Source organism: Pseudomonas sp. PvP028, from assembly GCF_017832255.1.
Lineage (GTDB): Bacteria > Pseudomonadota > Gammaproteobacteria > Pseudomonadales > Pseudomonadaceae > Aquipseudomonas > Aquipseudomonas syringae.
This window is the reverse complement of record NZ_JAFIBL010000001.1, coordinates 2,748,620-2,766,189: the sequence shown is the minus strand read 5'-3', so window position 1 is coordinate 2,766,189 and position 17,570 is coordinate 2,748,620. Positions and strand designations below refer to the sequence as shown.

At 59.4% G+C, this 17,570-nt stretch carries 16 protein-coding genes and 1 pseudogene; 8 read left to right on the top strand and 9 right to left on the bottom strand.

Features of this window, described 5'->3' with window-relative positions; all coding sequences use genetic code 11:
- Positions 1-44 precede the first annotated feature (44 nt).
- Together JOE34_RS12325 and JOE34_RS12320 are read left to right on the top strand one after the other, a co-directional pair.
- Complete coding sequence (locus JOE34_RS12325; RefSeq protein WP_024649156.1) at positions 45-1,952, top strand: ATP-binding protein; 1,908 nt, start codon at positions 45-47, stop codon at positions 1,950-1,952.
- Positions 1,953-1,962: 10 nt separating this feature from the next.
- Positions 1,963-3,291 carry a sigma-54 dependent transcriptional regulator gene (locus JOE34_RS12320; RefSeq protein ID WP_003428833.1) on the top strand — a complete coding sequence of 443 codons (1,329 nt, stop codon included), beginning with the start codon at positions 1,963-1,965 and terminating at the stop codon, positions 3,289-3,291.
- Positions 3,292-3,427: 136 nt separating this feature from the next.
- On the opposite strand, the gene JOE34_RS12315 is transcribed toward JOE34_RS12320, so the two are convergent.
- The 3 genes from JOE34_RS12315 to JOE34_RS12305 form a co-directional block, all read right to left on the bottom strand.
- Complete coding sequence (locus tag JOE34_RS12315; protein WP_004404250.1) at positions 3,428-4,075, bottom strand: DsbA family oxidoreductase; 648 nt, start codon at positions 4,073-4,075, stop codon at positions 3,428-3,430.
- A gap of 209 nt (positions 4,076-4,284) precedes the next feature.
- Entirely contained in the window at positions 4,285-5,277 is a 993-nt protein-coding gene (locus tag JOE34_RS12310; RefSeq protein ID WP_004416438.1) for an alpha/beta hydrolase, read from the bottom strand.
- A gap of 123 nt (positions 5,278-5,400) precedes the next feature.
- The gene (locus JOE34_RS12305) at positions 5,401-6,135 is read right to left on the bottom strand and encodes a 5-methyltetrahydropteroyltriglutamate--homocysteine methyltransferase (RefSeq protein ID WP_198713324.1); all 735 of its coding nucleotides are present in this window, start codon (positions 6,133-6,135) and stop codon (positions 5,401-5,403) included.
- A 106-nt stretch (positions 6,136-6,241) separates the two neighbouring features.
- Between JOE34_RS12305 and metR the strand changes: the two genes are divergently transcribed.
- Positions 6,242-7,159 carry a transcriptional regulator MetR gene (metR, locus tag JOE34_RS12300; RefSeq protein WP_003425350.1) on the top strand — a complete coding sequence of 306 codons (918 nt, stop codon included), beginning with the start codon at positions 6,242-6,244 and terminating at the stop codon, positions 7,157-7,159.
- 55 nt (positions 7,160-7,214) lie between these two features.
- On the opposite strand, the gene JOE34_RS12295 is transcribed toward metR, so the two are convergent.
- The 3 genes from JOE34_RS12295 to JOE34_RS12285 form a co-directional block, all read right to left on the bottom strand.
- The gene (locus JOE34_RS12295; protein ID WP_024649160.1) at positions 7,215-7,625 is read right to left on the bottom strand and encodes an NUDIX domain-containing protein; all 411 of its coding nucleotides are present in this window, start codon (positions 7,623-7,625) and stop codon (positions 7,215-7,217) included.
- A complete protein-coding gene (gene ddlA, locus JOE34_RS12290; RefSeq protein WP_024663844.1) occupies positions 7,622-8,713 on the bottom strand; it encodes a D-alanine--D-alanine ligase in 1,092 nt (363 codons plus the stop codon). The genes JOE34_RS12295 and ddlA overlap by 4 nt, the downstream gene beginning before the upstream one ends.
- Positions 8,714-8,864: 151 nt before the next feature.
- Entirely contained in the window at positions 8,865-9,146 is a 282-nt protein-coding gene (locus tag JOE34_RS12285; protein WP_003383662.1) for a type B 50S ribosomal protein L31, read from the bottom strand.
- Positions 9,147-9,440: 294 nt separating this feature from the next.
- Here JOE34_RS12285 and JOE34_RS12280 point away from each other — a divergent pair, with 294 nt between their 5' ends.
- Together JOE34_RS12280 and JOE34_RS12275 are read left to right on the top strand one after the other, a co-directional pair.
- A complete protein-coding gene (locus tag JOE34_RS12280) occupies positions 9,441-10,571 on the top strand; it encodes an OpgC domain-containing protein (RefSeq protein ID WP_010420944.1) in 1,131 nt (376 codons plus the stop codon).
- A gap of 155 nt (positions 10,572-10,726) precedes the next feature.
- Positions 10,727-11,347 (top strand): hypothetical protein, encoded by a 621-nt coding sequence (locus tag JOE34_RS12275; protein WP_010420941.1) that lies wholly within the window; start codon positions 10,727-10,729, stop codon positions 11,345-11,347.
- A 75-nt stretch (positions 11,348-11,422) separates the two neighbouring features.
- Here JOE34_RS12275 and JOE34_RS12270 read toward each other — a convergent pair.
- Positions 11,423-11,689, bottom strand: a pseudogene (locus JOE34_RS12270) (hypothetical protein); the annotation flags it as partial.
- Between the two features lie 255 nt (positions 11,690-11,944).
- Between JOE34_RS12270 and JOE34_RS12265 the strand changes: the two are divergent.
- The 3 genes from JOE34_RS12265 (at position 11,945) to JOE34_RS12255 (ending at position 16,506) form a co-directional block, all read left to right on the top strand.
- The gene (locus JOE34_RS12265; RefSeq protein WP_209996860.1) at positions 11,945-15,064 is read left to right on the top strand and encodes a transglycosylase domain-containing protein; all 3,120 of its coding nucleotides are present in this window, start codon (positions 11,945-11,947) and stop codon (positions 15,062-15,064) included.
- Between the two features lie 87 nt (positions 15,065-15,151).
- A complete protein-coding gene (locus JOE34_RS12260) occupies positions 15,152-15,742 on the top strand; it encodes a PadR family transcriptional regulator (protein WP_004404274.1) in 591 nt (196 codons plus the stop codon).
- Entirely contained in the window at positions 15,739-16,506 is a 768-nt protein-coding gene (locus JOE34_RS12255) for a siderophore-interacting protein (RefSeq protein WP_010420906.1), read from the top strand. The genes JOE34_RS12260 and JOE34_RS12255 overlap by 4 nt, the downstream gene beginning before the upstream one ends.
- A gap of 15 nt (positions 16,507-16,521) precedes the next feature.
- On the opposite strand, the gene JOE34_RS12250 is transcribed toward JOE34_RS12255, so the two are convergent.
- Together JOE34_RS12250 and JOE34_RS12245 are read right to left on the bottom strand one after the other, a co-directional pair.
- Entirely contained in the window at positions 16,522-17,181 is a 660-nt protein-coding gene (locus JOE34_RS12250) for a Pr6Pr family membrane protein (RefSeq protein ID WP_024664166.1), read from the bottom strand.
- A gap of 53 nt (positions 17,182-17,234) precedes the next feature.
- The gene (locus JOE34_RS12245; RefSeq protein WP_003384624.1) at positions 17,235-17,462 is read right to left on the bottom strand and encodes a VF530 family protein; all 228 of its coding nucleotides are present in this window, start codon (positions 17,460-17,462) and stop codon (positions 17,235-17,237) included.
- Positions 17,463-17,570 lie beyond the last annotated feature (108 nt).

Genomic DNA, 17,570 nt, shown 5'->3' with positions numbered 1-17,570 from the left:
TGTCCGCCTATCAGCGGGCAGCTGTTCGGTCCAGGACGACTGTGATGAAATGCGACCCCACTCTTTATCGCGCCGCGCCGCCATCACTCGCCGTGAAACCCCGCCTGATCCGTCAACTGTTTCTGCCACCGCTGATCCTCATGCTGATGATCGGGCTGGGCTATATCGCCTATCTGGTCAGTGAACATAGCGGCATCAAGAGCCTGCGCGAAACCGGCGAGCGCCAGCTCGAGCTGCACGCGCGCACGGTGGAGAGCGAAATCAGCAAATACACCTACCTGCCCAGCGTGCTGGAGCTGGAATCCAGCGTGTCGCAGTTGCTGAACGAACCGGGACCCGAGCTTCAGCAGCAGGTCAACCGCTACCTCGAAGGGCTGAATCGACGCAGCCGCAGCCGTGCCATTTACGTGATGGACACCACCGGACGCGTGCTGGCCACCAGCAACTGGCGTGATCCCGACAGTTATCAGGGTGAAGACCTGTCTTTCCGTGCCTACTTTCAGGACGCCGTGCGCGGCTTGCCCGGGCGCTTTTACGGCATCGGCACCACCACAGGTGAGTCGGGCTATTACCTGGCCCATGGGCTGGAAGACAAAGGCCGCATCATCGGCGTTGCGGTGATCAAGGTACGCCTCGAAGCACTTGAAGAACGCTGGCAGCGAGCACGGCTGGAGGCGTTTGTCAGCGACGAGAATGGCATCATCATCCTCTCCAGCGATCCGGCCCGGCGTCTGAAATCAGTGCGTCCGCTCACGGCTGAGGTCAAGGAGCGTCTGGCTCGCAGCCTGCAATATTACTGGTGGCCGCTCAACGAGCTGGTGCCACTGGAGCGGGAAACCTTGTCTGAGGGCGTCGAAACACTGGTTTTTCCCGCCAATATCAGTGTCGACCGCGAACACAAAAAGGTCAGTTATCTGGCCCAGAGCCGCCCGCTGAGTGACACCGCCTGGCACCTGACACTGCTTACCCCGCTGGAAGATCTGCGCCGTGAAGCAGCCAATCAGGGCATGCTGGTGGCCGTGGCTTGCGCGCTGGTGACCTTTCTGCTGATCGCCTGGAACGAGCGGCGCAAGGTGATCTCGACCCGGCTTGCTGCCAGGGAAGCGCTGCAGGCTGCCAACAACGAGCTGGAACGCAAGATCGCCGAACGCACCGAACACCTGCGGGCCAGCAACGAACGCCTCAAGGCGCAGATTCGTGAGCGAAGGCAGGCTGAAGACACTTTGCGCAGAGCCCAGGACGAGCTGGTACAGGCCGGAAAGCTGGCAGCCATCGGCCAGATGTCGACCAGCATCGCGCATGAGCTGAACCAGCCTCTGGCCGCACTGCGCACCTTGTCCGGCAACACTGTGCGCTTTCTGGAACGAGGCGCGCTGGACACCGCGAGTACCAACCTGCGTACCATCAATGATCTGGTCGACCGCATGGGCCGCATCACCGCCAGCCTGCGCGCATTCGCCAGACGCGGCGACGATCAGGGCCAGGCGCAACTGAGCAAGGCTGTCGATGCGGCGGCGCAGTTGCTGGGCGTGCGTCTGGAGCAGTCCGGCCTGATAGTGCATCGCGACTTCGTCGACGCCACGCTGACCATCGACCAGACCCGCCTGGAACAGATTCTGGTCAACCTGATCGGCAACGCACTGGACGCCATGTTCGACCTGCCGCAACCGGAATTATGGCTCACCGGGTCGGTTGTCGACGGCCGATACCGTCTGCGGGTACGTGATAACGGGCACGGCGTCGACGCCGAGGCGCGCAAGCATCTGTTTGAACCTTTCTTCACCACCAAACCGGGCGAACAAGGCCTGGGGCTGGGCCTGACGCTGTCGGCGAGCCTTGCCGCCGCAGCCGGGGGCAGCCTGAGCGCAGAGCATCCGCAGGACGGCGGTACGACGTTTGTCCTGAGCCTGCCGTTCATCCCCGATGCCCGCCACCCGGACAGCCCGACATGAGACGACATCCATGAGCATAAACAGCGACCTGACCGTCCTGATCGTCGAAGACGATCCGCATGTATTGCTCGGCTGCCAGCAGGCCCTCGCGCTGGAAGACATCGCCAGCGAGGGCGTTTCCAACGCTGAAGAGGCCTTGAAGCGCATCGGTGACAACTTCGCCGGTATCGTCATCAGTGACATTCGCTTGCCGGGCATCGACGGGCTGGAGTTGCTGAGCCGTCTCAAGGCACGTGACAGCAGCCTGCCGGTGGTGCTGATCACTGGCCATGGCGACATCACCATGGCCGTCAACGCAATGCGCGATGGCGCCTACGACTTCATGGAGAAACCCTTTTCTCCCGAGCGCTTGGTAGACGTCACCCGGCGCGCACTGGAACAACGCGGGCTGGCCCGTGAAGTGTGGGCGTTGCGCAAGCAGCTGGCCGAGCGCGATTCGCTGGAAGGCCGGATCATCGGCCGCTCCCCGGCCATGCAAAACCTGCGTGCGTTGATTGCCAACGTCGCCGACACCTCCGCCAACGTATTGATAGAAGGCGAAACCGGCACGGGCAAGGAGCTGGTCGCGCGCTGCCTGCACGATTTCAGTCGGCGCAAGGACAGCCAGTTCGTGGCGCTCAACTGTGGCGGGCTGGCGGAAAGCCTTTTCGAGTCGGAAATCTTCGGCCACGAAGCCAACGCCTTTACCGGCGCGGGCAAGCGGCGCATCGGCAAGATCGAACACGCGCACAACGGCACGCTGTTTCTCGATGAAGTGGAAAGCATGCCGGTCAATCTGCAGATCAAGCTGTTGCGCGTCCTGCAGGAGCGAACCCTCGAACGGCTGGGTTCCAACCAGAGCGTCGCCGTGGATTGCCGGGTCATTGCGGCGACCAAGTCCGACTTGAATGCCTTGGGCAAGACCAATCAGTTCCGCAGCGACCTGTATTACCGCCTGAACGTCGTCACGCTCGAACTGCCACCCTTGCGTGAGCGCCGCGAAGACATTCTGCAGTTGTTTGAACACTTCCTGCAGTTGTCGTCGTTACGCTTCGACCGCGAACCGCCCGTGCTGGATCGGCAAACCAGCTCGAACCTGATGAGCCACGACTGGCCGGGCAATGTACGCGAACTGCGCAACGTGGCCGAACGCTTTGCCTTGGGCCTGCCAGCATTCAAGCAGTCAGGCACGGTCAGTGAAAACCAGAGTCTTGGGTTTGCCGAAGCAGTCGAAGCCTTCGAGCGCTCATTGCTCGGCGACGCCTTGCAACGCAGCGGCGGCAACCTCAGCCAGGCCAGCCAGGAACTGGGCATGGCCAAGACCACGCTGTTTGACAAGGTCAAGAAATACGGGCTTTGAGCACTGCGCCCGATCTTGAGGGTGCGGTGTAGCGCTGATCTGTGACGCAGACAACGCTGGAGCGCGAGGAACGATAGGCGTCCGCAAGACACCTATCGTGCGAATGCTCCGCGTGCTATCCCGCACAGACAGTACGTTACTTCGATTCACCGACAATCTGGCGGATTGCGCTGACGAATACCTCGACCGGCTGACCGCCCGAGACGGCGTACTGGTCGTTGAAGACCATGGTCGGCACGGAGGTGATACCGCGAGACGTCCAGAGCTGCTCTGCCTCGCGAACCTCAGTGGTGTACTCGTCGCCATCCAGAATCGCCTGAGCACGCAGACGATCCAGGCCGACCTTCTGCGCCACATCTGCCAGAGTCTGGTGACTGGACGGGTCTTTCAGGTCGCTGAAATACGCCTCGAACAGCGCCTGCTTCAACGCATGCTGCTTGCCTTGCTGCTCGGCCCAGTGCAGCAGGCGATGGGCATCGAACGTGTTGTAGATACGCCGCTCGCCGCTGGCAAAGGTGAAGCCGAGTTCAGCACCGCGTTCACGAATGGTCTGGTGAATACCTTCGATCTGTTCCGGCGTGGAGCCGTACTTTTCGGCGATGTGTTCTTTGATGTCCTGCCCTTCGGCAGGCATGTTCGGGTTCAGCTCGAAAGGCTGAAAGTGAATGTGCGCTTGCACCTCATCACCCAATGCCTCCAGCGCCTGATCCAGCGCGCGCAGACCAATGACGCACCAGGGGCAGGAAACATCGGAGATGAAGTCGATCTTCAATGCAGTTGTCATGTCGGCCCTTTTCGGTACAGAGTGTGTAAAAACGTCACGAGCGAAGGCAAGACAAGGCAAAAACAGGCGAAAAAGCGGAGTTTAGGTGTTCTAAATGAGCATTTTTCGCCTGTTTTTAACGCAGTATTGCCAAGCGTAGTAGTTTTTACACAGTTTGGAAGCAAAGGTCACACGATACACCTCTGTCCATGCCTGACAACCGGGCCGGCTTACAACTGAGCCAGGTTGCGACCGTCTTCATGCTGGGCTTTCAGATATGGCAGCACTGCACCGAGCAACGGGGCCTTGAAGGCCTCCTGAAAACGGTGCGCCAGCCCCGGAATCAGGCGCAGCTGGCTGCCCTGAATGTGCGCGGCCACATGCACACCGTGCATGACCGGCAACAGCGGGTCAGCCGTGCCGTGAACCACCAGTACCGGCAGACGCAGACGGTTCAGCAGTTCCACGCGGCTGGGCTCGGCCAGAATCGCCATGATCTGGCGTTTCACGCCCTCAGGATTGAACGCCCGGTCATAGGAAACAGCCGCCTGATGCAGCAGCTGCTGGCGATCGTCCTTGACCTGCGGGCTGCCCAGCGCCGCTAGCAAATCGGCCTGCTGCTCGATCGCCACTTCCCGATTGGGCGCGCCGCGACGCGCCAACAGTTGCATGAGCGCGGTACTGGGCATAGGCAAACCCTGCGCACCGGAACTGGTCATGATCAGCGTCAGGCTTTCGACCCGCGACGGCGCCAGATCAGCCAGATGCTGAGCGATCATGCCGCCCATGCTCGCGCCCAATACGTGGAACTGACGAATCTGCAACGCATCCATCAGACCCAGCGCATCGTCGGCCATATCAGTCAACGAATAAGGTGCCGAGACAGGCAGTCCAAGTTTGTAACGCAGCACTTCGAACGTCAGATTGGCATCCGCTGGCTGTTGCACCCACGACGACAGACCCACATCGCGATTGTCGTAGCGAATCACCCGATAACCCTGCTGACATAACGCGACCACGACCTCATCCGGCCAGTGAATCAACTGCCCACCCAGCCCCATCACCAACAACAAGGCAGGGTCGGACTCGCTACCAATACTCTGGTAGGCAATCCGCACGTCCTTGAGGTCAGCCATCTGTACAGGAACATCGGTATCACAACGATCGGCCGCAAAAGACGGCAAGCCGCACAGAAGCGCGGCCAGAAAAATTAAAACCCGCATGAAAAACACCAAAAAACAGAACCCCAGTAGGCCGCGAGTCTGATGATGTTTTTCCAAGCGCGCTGCCACACTTGCGTGACAGTTTGATGAATGGCGCTGAGCGGTCGTTAATCGGGGTTTGCGTTAGGCAGCGACCTGATCCGCCACCATCAGGTTTTCCCCAAAACGGGCGCGCGCTTCGAGCAACGATTCCTGATGCCAGTTCGAATGCGTATCGCACTCGCCCAGGGACAGAACCTTGTAAACCGGCAGACGATCAAACACCGGAGCCAGCAGCTCCGGTTCGGTCACGCTGTCCAGATGCAACCCTGCAACCGGCAGCAAGGCCGCGACACCCAGGTTGGGCCGCAGGTCACCGTGATAGAGGCCGATAAGCTTCTTCAACGGCGAATACTGGAGAATGTGATAGGCACGCTCGAAGGCGTTGCTCCATGCCAGCGGCAGGTCGAGCGCCAGAATCGGTTCGTCGATCTGAATCCACTCGACACCGCGCGCTGCCAGCCGCCCGAAAATCTCGCCATACACCGGCAGCAGATGCTCCAGCAGGTCGAGGCGATCTACATCGTCACCCTGAACGTCACTTAGCCAGAGCAGTGTCAGAGGACCGATCAACGCGGTTTTGCGGCCTTGCTCGCCTGCTTCACCGACGCTCGCCAGCAGCGGCGCCCAATCGGGCTGAAAACGCTGGTCGCGCTTCAGGTGTGGTACCTGCTGCGGATAACGCGCCATCAACCAAGTGCGCAGTTCGGCACCCGTGGTCGTACTCCCCTGATCCTGTTTCCAGAAAGCCTGCAGAGCGTGCTGCAATTCACGGTCCGCGCCAATGTGAAAATAGTCAGGGTGTTGAGTCAGGGCCACGATGCGTCCTCCATAAAAGATGGGGTTATTGTCGACAGCTGACACAACATGAGACAAACTCATTTTTTTCGTGTTGATCACAAATACTGCTCATGGAGCACTGACCGTGCTTGAAATACGCCACCTCAAAACCCTGCATGCCCTGCGCGAGGCCGACAGCCTTGTGGAGGCAGCCGAGCGCCTGCATTTGACGCAGTCGGCACTGTCCCATCAGTTCAAGGAGCTGGAAGAGCGCATGGGTATGCCGCTGTTTGTGCGCAAGACCAAACCGGTGCGCTTTACCAGCGCAGGTTTGCGCCTGCTGCAACTGGCCGACTCCATGCTGCCGCAACTGCGCAGTGCCGAGCGCGACATCGCCCGACTGGCGGGTGGTACGGCGGGAAGGCTGCACATGGCAATTGAGTGCCACAGCTGTTTTCAGTGGCTGATGCCGACCATCGACCAGTTCCGCGATGCCTGGCCCGAGGTCGAACTCGACTTGTCTTCCGGCTTCTCGTTCGCGCCCTTGCCAGCCCTGGCGCGCGGCGATCTGGACCTGGTGGTGACCTCAGATCCGCTGGAATTGCCCGGCATCACCTATGTGCCGCTGTTTACCTATGAAGCGATGCTGGCAGTGGCCAATCAACATGCGCTGGCAACCAGGCCGTATGTCGTTCCGGAAGACTTGCTGGCTGAAACGCTGATCACTTACCCGGTGGAACGCGACCGGCTGGACATCTTCACGCGCTTTCTGGAACCCGCCGACATCGAACCGGCACAGGTACGAACATCGGAACTGACGGTGATGATGATGCAACTGGTCGCCAGCGGGCGCGGGGTCTGCGGCATGCCACACTGGGCGCTGCATGAATACAGCTCACGCGGCTATGTGAAGGCCAAGCGGCTGGGCGAGAAAGGACTGTTCGCGACGCTCTACGCCGGTATCCGCGCCGACATGCTTGACGCACCGTACATGCGCGATTTCCTGCTGACCGCCAAGGACACCTCGTTTTCGACGCTCGACGGGGTAAGTGTGGTTCGCTGACATAGGGTTTGTTGACAGTGCCGTCCTGCACCGCGATGCAGGACGACTGCGCCGTTCAGCTACGCGCTGCCTGCCGCTTCAGATACAGCGGCAGAATCAGATCGCGGGTCAACGGCGCCAGCTGCAAACCCGCATGACTGTCCGCGTCAACCCACAGCACTTCTTCAATCTCGGCGGCAGGCACTGCCTGAGCGTCGGTCCTGACCTCATACAACTGGCAGTTGACTGCGAAACCGGGCTCGTTGGCGGCGGGTGCCGTGAACTCACCGAGAAATACCGCCTGCGCCGGATCGACGATCAGCCCGAGCTCTTCTTCGAGTTCTCTGGCCAGCGCCTGCGGTGCCGGTTCACCGGGCTCGATCTTGCCGCCCGGCTGCATGAAGGCCTGAGTACCGCGCTTGCGCACCAGCAGAGTCCGGCCGTCCGCGCCGATCAGCAGCGCCGCCGCGATGCGGATGATCTTCATGCGAAGATCTCCGTTTTCAGCAGCCGCGCCTGATCAGCCCGCTCCAGCGCCAGAACGATCAGGCGATGGATCAGTTCGGCATACGACAGACCGCTGGCCTGCCAGAGCTTGGGGTACATGCTGATCGAGGTGAAGCCCGGCAGCGTGTTGACTTCGTTGATGATGATGTCGCGCCCTTCGGTGACGAAGAAATCGACCCGCGAGAGCCCTGCACAGCCCAGCACCTTGTACGCTTGCAACGCGACCTCACGCACCTGATCGCTCAGGTCGGCGGGCAGCTCGGCGGGGATGGCGATGCGTGCCTGATCGCCATTCAGGTACTTGGTGTCGTAGGCATAGAATTCATCGTTGGCAATCACTTCGCCGCAGACACTGACCTGCACATCGACGTTACCCAGTACGGCGCACTCCACTTCCCGGCCGACGATGCCCTGCTCGATCAGCAGCTTGTGATCGAACTCGAAACCCAGCGCCAGTGCCGCCGCGAAACCAGCCTCGTCAGACACCTTGCTCACGCCCACCGATGAACCCTGGTTGGCCGGCTTGATGAACATCGGCAGCCCCAATTGGTCGGCAGCCTCCGTGAAAGAAAGACTCTCTCCACGCGACAGGACCCTGAACGGCGCGACGGTAATGCCCGCATCGCGCAGCAGGCGCTTGGTCACGTCCTTGTCCATGCAAACTGCAGAGGACAGCACATCGGCGCCGACAAAGGGCACGGCCAGCATGCGCAGCAGACCCTGCAACGCACCGTCTTCACCAAACGCGCCATGGATCAGCGGGAATACTACATCGATGGCTGCCAGTGGCTGGCCTGACTCGACTTCGACAAACTGCCCGCCGACGCTGCCCGGCAGCAAGGACAACGGCTTGCCTGATGCGCTCAGTTTGATCCGTGCGGGATCAGTGGCATTGAGCAGGTAATCGGCCTCGTCGAAATGCAGCCAGCGGCCCAGCTTGTCGACGCCAATCAGGGTCAGCGCATAGCGTTCACGATCAATCGCATTGATCACGTTGCGTGCCGACTGCAACGAAACCTCATGCTCGCTGGATTGCCCACCGAAAACGATGGCGACTGACTTTTTCAAAGCGGTTACTCCTGTTTTTCAGGCCGCGAAGATAAAAGCAATGTCGGCTGTTAGTCCAGTAGATGATTAGCCGCAGGCCTGAAATTCAGACAAAAAAAACCCGGTCGTGGGCAATCCATGCGAAATGCCCACGACCGGGAGGTCAGACCGCTCATTGAGCGGCTGCGGTTTCTTTCTTGCCAGCCGAGCCAAAGGCGGCGAAACGCTTGTTGAAACCCGCGATCCGGCCTTCGGTGGTGGTTTTGCGCTGCTGCCCGGTGTACATCGGGTGCGAAGCACTGGAAACATCGAGCGCAACATAAGGATAGGTAGTGCCGTCGGTGTGCTGTTGCGTGCGGTCTGTGTCTACGGTGGAGCCGATCAGAAAGTAAGCATCGGCAGCAGTGTCGTGGAACAGCACGGTGCGGTATTGAGGATGGATATCGGGTTTCATCGTGATCTCTCCGGTGAGTTGAGTGGAATAGTTATACAGTAACATAACCGAAGATGAGAATGATTGCTATTGATTGCCATCATTGGTGAGGTTGATCGAACACGCACACGGCGCCGATGTCGGCGTGAAGCCGCCGAGCCACGTGGGCCAGAGACATTCTGTAATAGCGCGCCTTTGCAATTGCCCTCGATTAGCGGCACCCTGCCGCGCCGCCGAACGTCACTGGTCGCTGGCCTGGAACCTGAGCCTCTGTGGCCTATCTTTACTCATTAGCACTTTCAAGAGTCCACCGTTATGAATAACGGACGCGATCATCGAATCGACTTCTTTCGCGGCCTGGCGCTGATCTTCATCTTCTGGGATCACGTGCCGGACAATCCCCTGGCGCAACTGACCGTACGCAACTTCGGCTTCAGCGACGCAGCGGAAATCTTCGTTTTCTTCGCCGGTTACGCATCCATACTGGCCTACGGGCGCATCGCCCGACGTGACGGCATGCTGGTGGCTGGCGTGCGTATCCTGCGCCGGACCTGGGTGCTGTATGTGGTGCATATCTTTCTGCTGACCCTGCTGATGGGCATCGTCTTCGTCGCCAACAATCACGTCGAGACGCGCGACATGGTCCAGCAGATGGGCCTTGAATACTTCGTCGGCAACCCGCAACAGGCATTGGCCGATGAACTGCTGCTGCGCTTCAAGCCGAACCTGACCGACCCGTTGCCGCTGTATATCGTGCTGTTGCTGACCTTGCCGCTGACCTTGCCATTGATGTTGCGCAAACTCGAAGTGGCGGTGGGCCTGTCGATTGCCCTGTACCTAATGGTGCCGCTATTCGGCTGGAACCTGCGCGCCTACGAAGGCGGCGGTGTCTGGTACTTCAACCCGGTCGCCTGGCAGTTGCTGTTCGTGCTCGGCGGTGCGTGCGCGTTGCGCAGCGAAACAGCTACAACAGCTGAGCGCCCTCCGTTGCGCCAACAGCCCTTGTTCATGGTGGCTGCCGTCTACGTGCTGGTCGCAGGCATCCTGACCTTCAGCGAAAAATGGCCCGGCCTGCACGCCGCGCTGGTCTCCAGCCTGCACCTTGAAAGCCTTTACCCGATCAGCAAGACCGACCTTGCGCCCGTCCGGCTACTGCACTTCCTGGCCCTGGTCTACGTCGTCGCCCGACTGCTGCCAGCCTCAAGTACCTGGCTGGAAAACTGGCCTGCGCGCCAGACCTCCCGCATGGGGCGTTATTCACTGGAAGTCTTCTGCCTGGGCGTCCTGCTCGCGCCACTGGCAGACATGGCCAATGCACTGGCAGGCGATACATGGCCTATGCAAGTGACCACGGCGATTGTCGGGTTGGGGTTGATGATGCTGATGGCCAATGGGTTGGAGTTGAATAAACGCCTGGGAACATCGCCACACCTATTGCCAACTTGAGAACAGCGTCACGTTTGCATGCCCTCTCGGAGATTTCCTACTGGTTTGTCAGGCCAAGTTTTTCAGGAACCGGCCGCTATTCGGTATGAGACCAAAGAGAGGGCAACGCTTTGAACATTAATGGAGTTTCAAATCCGGTAAACACCCCGCAACAGATGGGGTTGGTAACCGGTGCTAAACATGTTGATCCGACAGAAGACGTCAGCCTTCAAGAGGCCATTGCATCTGAAGTCAAAACGACAGAAAAAAATGTATTTTACGAATATCAGAAAGAGCCGTGGTTGTTGGAACCGATCAACGAACACATCACAAACAGGCTTGACTACGTAGCTCACAAAAAGAGACTCGACGTACTGGAACTTGCGCTGGTAAATGTGACCTATGATAGCTTTCGAAAAGAACTGCAAGAAACCCACCCCGACATTGCACGTAAAAACTTCGGCTTCACACTGACCGAAAGTGCATCCATCAAGATAATTGACTACGATAACAGCCTGACTGAAAACGACACATCAGTTCTTACCCACGCCATCAACGGGTTCAGAGAATTCAAAGAACAACTCCAACATCACGCAAAGACCATCATGACCCTGGTAGACCACGACCATGAAACATTTGGCGGCCGATATAAACTGGATATCAGCAATTTTCAGGACGTGATCGACTATGGCAAAATCATGAACACCAGCGTACAAAAAATGCAGGACGAATGGATACAGCAAGTCCAGAGTAATGCTGAGAAACGAGATTTTTCGTATATTTCGTTGGCGGTATGAAACATCAGCCTGGCGAGACAAATGATTCGCCAGGCTGAGTTAGACGTTAACCGCGAGGAGCAACAGTTCGCAGCCAGGGTTAGTATACCCACTTGGAATTCTTATCACTCCCGGTTCGTCGAGCAGTTCATAGCTTTTTAAAACAGGATAGGAACCCAATCTGACAGTGTAGGGAAGCCTGCCACCTACCAGTGAGTTTCTTGGCTTGACCCTGATGATCACCTCAGCCCCAAGGGCCAGATCTTTAAAAACCTTGGCCTCAAGTGTCTGAGCAACCCACTCACCATTTTCGTAATACTCGGTCTTCCACTCGTTAGTGACCGGATCACCGACAGGGGTATATGGACACGATCATTTACCAGATCGAGCGCAATGCGCCGAAGCGTGAAGAGGAGCGCAAACCGTTGGTTGATCTTCACGTCTGATCAAGCCAGCGCCACAGCAGTTCATGTGTGACTGCATTGGGATTAGTGCATGACGCTCATCCCCACTGCGCGCCATCCTCCCTCGAAAACCTCCAGACAATTCCCTCCCACAATCCCATCCAGCGTCTAAGCTTGGGTCAGGTGCTTTGACAGGATGACCGGACAATCGACTATGGGCGCATTTCGGCATTCCGATAGCAAGCAAGAGACGCTATCCGCTGATCGTGAGGATGATCCTCGTACGCCCAAATATCCTCGTCGCAAGCGATACGGATGGCGGGTGTTCTGGGTCGTGGTGGTGTTGGCCGGGGTTGCCTTGGGCGCGGCGGTGGCTGTGGAGAGCAGAACCTCCAGGCTTCAGGCGCGGGAATTCAGCCGCTTTGCCGCGAGCCTGGGTTATTCAATGCAGCCTGGGCCGAGTCATGACGTGGTATATCCCGGTGACGGGCCGTTCGACAGACGCCTGGGCTATTCATCCATGGATGAATTCCTGTCGCGCCTGCTCAAGCGCGATTATGTGATTACGCGCCAGACCCGGTTTTCCCCGGAACTGCTGCGTTACGTCCGGCATGGTTTTTTCGTGCCTTACGAGGAAAAGACCCAGGCCGGGCTGTCGATCACCGATTGCCGCAGCGAGCCGCTGTACGAGTTCAGATACCCACAGCAGTTTTACCCGACCTTTGCTGCCATTCCGCCGATGCTGGTGAACAGCCTGCTGTTTATCGAAAACCGCGACCTGCTCGATCCGCAGCAGCCCATGGCCAACCCTGCGGTGGACTGGCCACGTTTTGTCAAAGCCGCCTGGTCGCAACTGGCGAAGATGTTTGCCCTCCCCGGCCAGTCGGCTGGGGGCAGCACGCTGGCTACTCAGCTGGAAAAATACCGTCATTCCCCAGACGGGCTGACGCTGTCGGGTTCGGAAAAGCTGCGGCAGATGATTTCCGCCAGCGTTCGCGCCTATCAGCCGGGGATCGAGACACTCGCCGTGCGCCAGCGAGTGGTGCGTGACTACCTGAACAGCGTGCCGCTGTCTGCGGTGCCGGGGCATGGCGAGGTGCATGGTCTGGCTGAAGGACTGAGGGTATGGTTCGGCGCAGACTTCGGCAAAACCAACGAGATACTGGCGTCGAATCCAGGCAATAAACAGGCGCTGGCCGACAAGGCGCTGGCGCTGCGTGAAGTGCTCTCACTGGTGATCGCCCAGCGTCGTCCGTCGCACTATCTTGCCAAGGGCCGCTCTGAACTCGCCGAGTTGACCGACAGCCACATCCGCCTGCTGGCCCAGGCCAACGTCATCGACCGACCGCTGGCCGAGGCGGCGCTGGCAGCCCAGGTCACCTACCGCGACTGGGCGCAGCAACCGACCCTGCAGCCCATCGAAACCAACAAGGGCATCAGTGTCGCGCGCACTCGCCTGTCGAATTTGCTCAACCGCCCGCTTTACGACCTCGACCGTCTCGACCTGTCCGCCACCAGCACCCTGCATGGCGAATTGCAGCGCAGCGTCAGCCAGTACCTGCGTGACCTGGCCAACCCTGAGTTTGCGGCAAAGACCGGTTTGATGGGCGAGCGCCTGTTGACCCCGGCCAGCACAACGCAGGTGCGCTACAGCTTCACGCTGTTTGAACGCGGCGTGGATGGCTCGCGGGTCAGGGTCCAGACCGACAGCACCGATCAGCCTTTCGACATCAACGAAGGCAGCAAGCTGGAGCTGGGCTCGACGGCGAAGATGCGCGTGCTGACGACGTATCTGGAGATCATCGCCGAGCTGCATGGGCGCTATGCGGGCTTGAGCCCTGCGCAATTGCGCAAAGTCCCGGTCGAGGAACCGGATCGGCTGACCCGCTGGGCGGTGGATTATCTGCTGATCAACAAGGACCGTGACCTGGCGAAGATGCTTTCGGCCGCACTCGACCGCACCTATTCGGCCAGCCCCGCAGAAGCGTTCTTCACCGGTGGCGGCATGCACCGTTTCAATAATTTCCGGCGCGAGGACAACGCGCGGATTCCAACCCTGCGCGAGTCGCTGCGTGAGTCGATCAACCTGCCGTTCATTCGCCTGATGCGCGATGTCGTGCGCTACAGCACCTATCAGGCGCCCAACAATAGCGCCGAGCTGCTCAAGGATGATGACAACCCGCGCCGTCAGGAATACCTGGCGCAGTTTGCCGACCGCGAAGGCACGGTATTCCTGCTGCGCTTCTGGAAACGCTACAAGGAAAAGACCACGCAGGAGCGGCTCGACACCTTCCTCGACGGCATTCACCCGACGGCTATTCGCCTGGCTGCGGTACACCGTTATCTGCTGCCTGGCGCTGATCAGGGCACCTTCAATGCGTTTATCCGCGCCCACCTGGACGAGCCCAGGGCAAGCTCGAAACTCACCGACAAACGTCTTGCCGATCTGTACCAGAGTTACGGTCCGGGCAGTTATGACCTGCCCGATCAAGGCTACATCGCCCGCGTCCATCCGCTGGAACTGTGGCTGGTGGGCTACCTGCTCAAGCACCCGGAAGCACAGTTCAAGGACGCAGTGGCCGCCAGTCGTTTCGAGCGTCAGGAAGTCTATGGCTGGCTGTTCAAGAGTCGCCACAAAGGCGCTCGCGACAGCCGGGTGCGGACCATGATGGAGGTCGAAGCGTTTCTGGACATCGAGCAACGCTGGCAGCGTGTGGGTTATCCGTTCGACCACCTGGTGCCTTCGCTGGCGACGGCTATCGGCAGTTCGGGAGACCGTCCGGCCGCGCTTGCCGAGCTGATCGGCATCATCCAGAACGATGGGATCCGCCTGCCTGCGGTGCGCATCGACAGTCTGCATTTTGCCGCCGATACGCCTTATGACACCCAACTGAGCATCAACCCGGAGCTGGGCAAGCGTGTGTTGCCATCGGAAGTCGCAGCGGCAATGCGCGAGGCCTTGTCGCAAGTGGTGGACGGCGGCACGGCCAAACGCGTGCAAGGCACATTCAAGATGCAGGACGGCAGTGTGCTGGCAATGGGTGGCAAGACCGGCACCGGGGATAACAGGATCGAAAGCGTCGGTGCGGGCGGGCGCATTCTCAGCTCAAGGGCGATAAACCGCACGGCGACTTTTGTGTTTTATATCGGCGACAACCACTTTGGCGCACTGACGGCGTTCGTGCCGGGACGCGCTGCCGAAGGCTTTCGTTTTACCTCGGCGTTGCCGGTGCAGGTGCTCAAAGGCATGGCGCCGATTCTGACGCCGTACCTGGAAAACCACGGACAAGCGATGTGCAACGCCCCGCTTGCCGATGCGCCCAAGGGTGTCTGATCGGCAATGACCGCTCGTCTGCCCGCTCTGTGATTACAATAAGATATATCTTAAGGTATATCTAACTTGTAACCAGAGAGCAAAAACATGCGTGAAGATAAACACCCACCCCATCACCGTCCGCCGCATCTTCGTGAAGCAGGTGAAGATCGCGACGGTTTTGAAAAACGCCCAGGCCGCGAACGCGGTGGGCGTGGCCCACGGGTTTTCGCCCCTGGCGATCTGAAATTGCTGTTGCTGGCGTTGATCGCCGAACAGCCTGCCCACGGCTACGACCTGATCCGCAAGATCGAAGGTCTGTTCGAGGGTGCGTACTGCCCCAGCCCCGGCGTGATCTACCCCACCCTGACGTTCCTTGAAGAAAGCGAAATGGTGGTCGGCGATGCACAGGCCGGCAAGAAGCTCTACACCGTCACCGATGCAGGTCGCCAATCCCTGGAAGATCAGGCCGTGGCACTGGAAGGTGTGCGCATGCGCATTGATGTCAGCAAGCGCTCACTGCGCGGCCATGATCGTCCGCCGGAAATCCATGAAGCGGTGCATAACCTGCGCCACGCGCTGCAGATGCACCATGGCCGCTGGAGTCCGGAAGAGATTCTGCGCGTCAGCGAACTGCTCAACAGCACAGCCAAGGCTGTCGTCGATGGGCCTCAACCTGCATCGGAGGAGTCGGTATGAATTCGCCACAGTCAATCCATCGCGTCATGCATGAAATCAAGCGACGCAAGCTGCAGGTGGTGCGGGTCACGGAACTGACCCCCCTGATGCGCCGCATTACCTTGCAGGGGCCGGAGCTGGCGGGTTTCATCAGCCTGGGCACCGACGACCACGTCAAACTGTTCTTCCCGCAAACGGCAGAAGAACAGGCCGCCTTGGAAAACCTCAACCCTGCCGGCGACAAGGACACGCCGCGCCCGCCGATGCGCGATTACACGCCGCGTCGCTACGACGAAAAAACCGGGGAACTGGATATCGATTTCGTTCTGCACGGCGAAGGCCCGGCGGCCACCTGGGCCGCTCAGGCAGCGCCTGGGCAATTTCTGCACATCGCAGGGCCGAAGGGTTCGATGGTGGTGCCGGACATGTTCGACAGCTACCTGCTGATCGGCGACGAAACAGCCATTCCCGCCATCGCCCGACGCCTTGAATCGCTGCCCGCCAATCGTGCTGCGCTGGTGGTGGTCGAAGTGGCCAACCCGCAGGAACAGCAGGTGTTCGACAGCGCTGCGCAGGTCGACGTGATCTGGATCGTACGCGGCGAACAGAATCTGCTGGACGTCACGCGGCGCCTGGAGATGCCCGAGGGCAAGCTGTACGCCTGGGTCGCGACTGAATCCGCGCTGTCACGCAAGCTACGTCGTGTGCTGCTCGACGAGTTCGGCCTGGAAGAAGACTTCGTCAAGGCCGCCGGTTACTGGAAGCTGGACAGCACTGCAGAATAAGCAGGACCGGGCTACTCACCGCGAACGACGAGACGCCCGTTTATCGACTCCCAGCAGCACCAATGCGATCAGCACGAAACCCAGCAGCACGCCCAGCGCGTTGATGAATGCCTTCGGAAAACCGAGCGTGCCGACATCGATGAACGGGTACAGGTAATCACCGAACATGTGGCCACGCAGCAGGACATAGGCGAAGTAGACAAGCGGATAGATCGCCCAGAGCGGTATATGGCTCAGACGCAGCGTGCCCCTGGGCACGTACAACCACCAATAAAGCACGAACGCCAGCGGCATTATGTCGTGCAGCAGTTCATCGGCCACCCACTGCCAGCCTTCCGGGTGCCACAAGTGGCGCAACAGGATGTTGTAGGCGATGCCCACCAGCGCAATGCTCACCGCAATGCCGCCACACACGACTGGATGGCGGAAGAACCGGTGGCCTGCCGACTGCTGTGTCGTCAGCGCGCAACTCAGCGCGACCGCTACAAGCATGTTGGTCAGTACAGTGAAGAAACTTGAGAACCGCACCAGCCCGCCCAGCAGACTGGCGTGATCGGCATAACGGCCAATCAGGATCAGGTAAAGCTGAATCACCAGTCCCGACCAGCCGAGGCAAGCGGCAACAAGGGCGTAATAGCGCTGTCCCTGCGCAGGTTGTGGATGTTCGCTGAGCATCAATCGGTATCCTTGAGTGCCGGCCTCCATGCCGAGCTATTCTGGCGAGTCTGTTACCAGCCCTTGCTGCGATGCAATTTCACATACAGCGCTTCGACCTTTTCCCGCGCCCAAGGGGTCTTGCGCAGGAAGGTCAGACTGGACTTGATGCTCGGATCGCTTTTGAAGCAGCGAATATCGACGCGCTCGGCAAGGCCGGACCATTCGTAATGTTCGACCAGCGCCCTGAGGATCTGCTCCAGCGTGACGCCGTGCAATGGGTCGGAGTTGGGTGTTGTCATGATGAGCCTTGCAACGGATGAAGAGGAGACGAACCTGAACGGATCTCTGGAGTAAGCAGGTACTTCCCGAAAGTCTGCCATTGTAAGCCCCACGCCTTGATAAAACAC

Bases quoted from the DNA above. Each gene is read 5' to 3' on its own strand.
- JOE34_RS12325 (WP_024649156.1), top strand. From the start codon at position 45: ATGAAATGCGACCCCACTCTTTATCGCGCCGCGCCGCCATCACTCGCC.
- JOE34_RS12320 (WP_003428833.1), top strand. From the start codon at position 1,963: ATGAGCATAAACAGCGACCTGACCGTCCTGATCGTCGAAGACGATCCG.
- JOE34_RS12315 (WP_004404250.1), bottom strand. From the start codon at position 4,075: ATGACAACTGCATTGAAGATCGACTTCATCTCCGATGTTTCCTGCCCC.
- JOE34_RS12310 (WP_004416438.1), bottom strand. From the start codon at position 5,277: ATGCGGGTTTTAATTTTTCTGGCCGCGCTTCTGTGCGGCTTGCCGTCT.
- JOE34_RS12295 (WP_024649160.1), bottom strand. From the start codon at position 7,625: ATGAAGATCATCCGCATCGCGGCGGCGCTGCTGATCGGCGCGGACGGC.
- JOE34_RS12285 (WP_003383662.1), bottom strand. From the start codon at position 9,146: ATGAAACCCGATATCCATCCTCAATACCGCACCGTGCTGTTCCACGAC.
- JOE34_RS12280 (WP_010420944.1), top strand. From the start codon at position 9,441: ATGAATAACGGACGCGATCATCGAATCGACTTCTTTCGCGGCCTGGCG.
- JOE34_RS12275 (WP_010420941.1), top strand. From the start codon at position 10,727: ATGGGGTTGGTAACCGGTGCTAAACATGTTGATCCGACAGAAGACGTC.
- JOE34_RS12265 (WP_209996860.1), top strand. From the start codon at position 11,945: ATGGGCGCATTTCGGCATTCCGATAGCAAGCAAGAGACGCTATCCGCT.
- JOE34_RS12260 (WP_004404274.1), top strand. From the start codon at position 15,152: ATGCGTGAAGATAAACACCCACCCCATCACCGTCCGCCGCATCTTCGT.
- JOE34_RS12255 (WP_010420906.1), top strand. From the start codon at position 15,739: ATGAATTCGCCACAGTCAATCCATCGCGTCATGCATGAAATCAAGCGA.
- JOE34_RS12250 (WP_024664166.1), bottom strand. From the start codon at position 17,181: ATGCTCAGCGAACATCCACAACCTGCGCAGGGACAGCGCTATTACGCC.
- JOE34_RS12245 (WP_003384624.1), bottom strand. From the start codon at position 17,462: ATGACAACACCCAACTCCGACCCATTGCACGGCGTCACGCTGGAGCAG.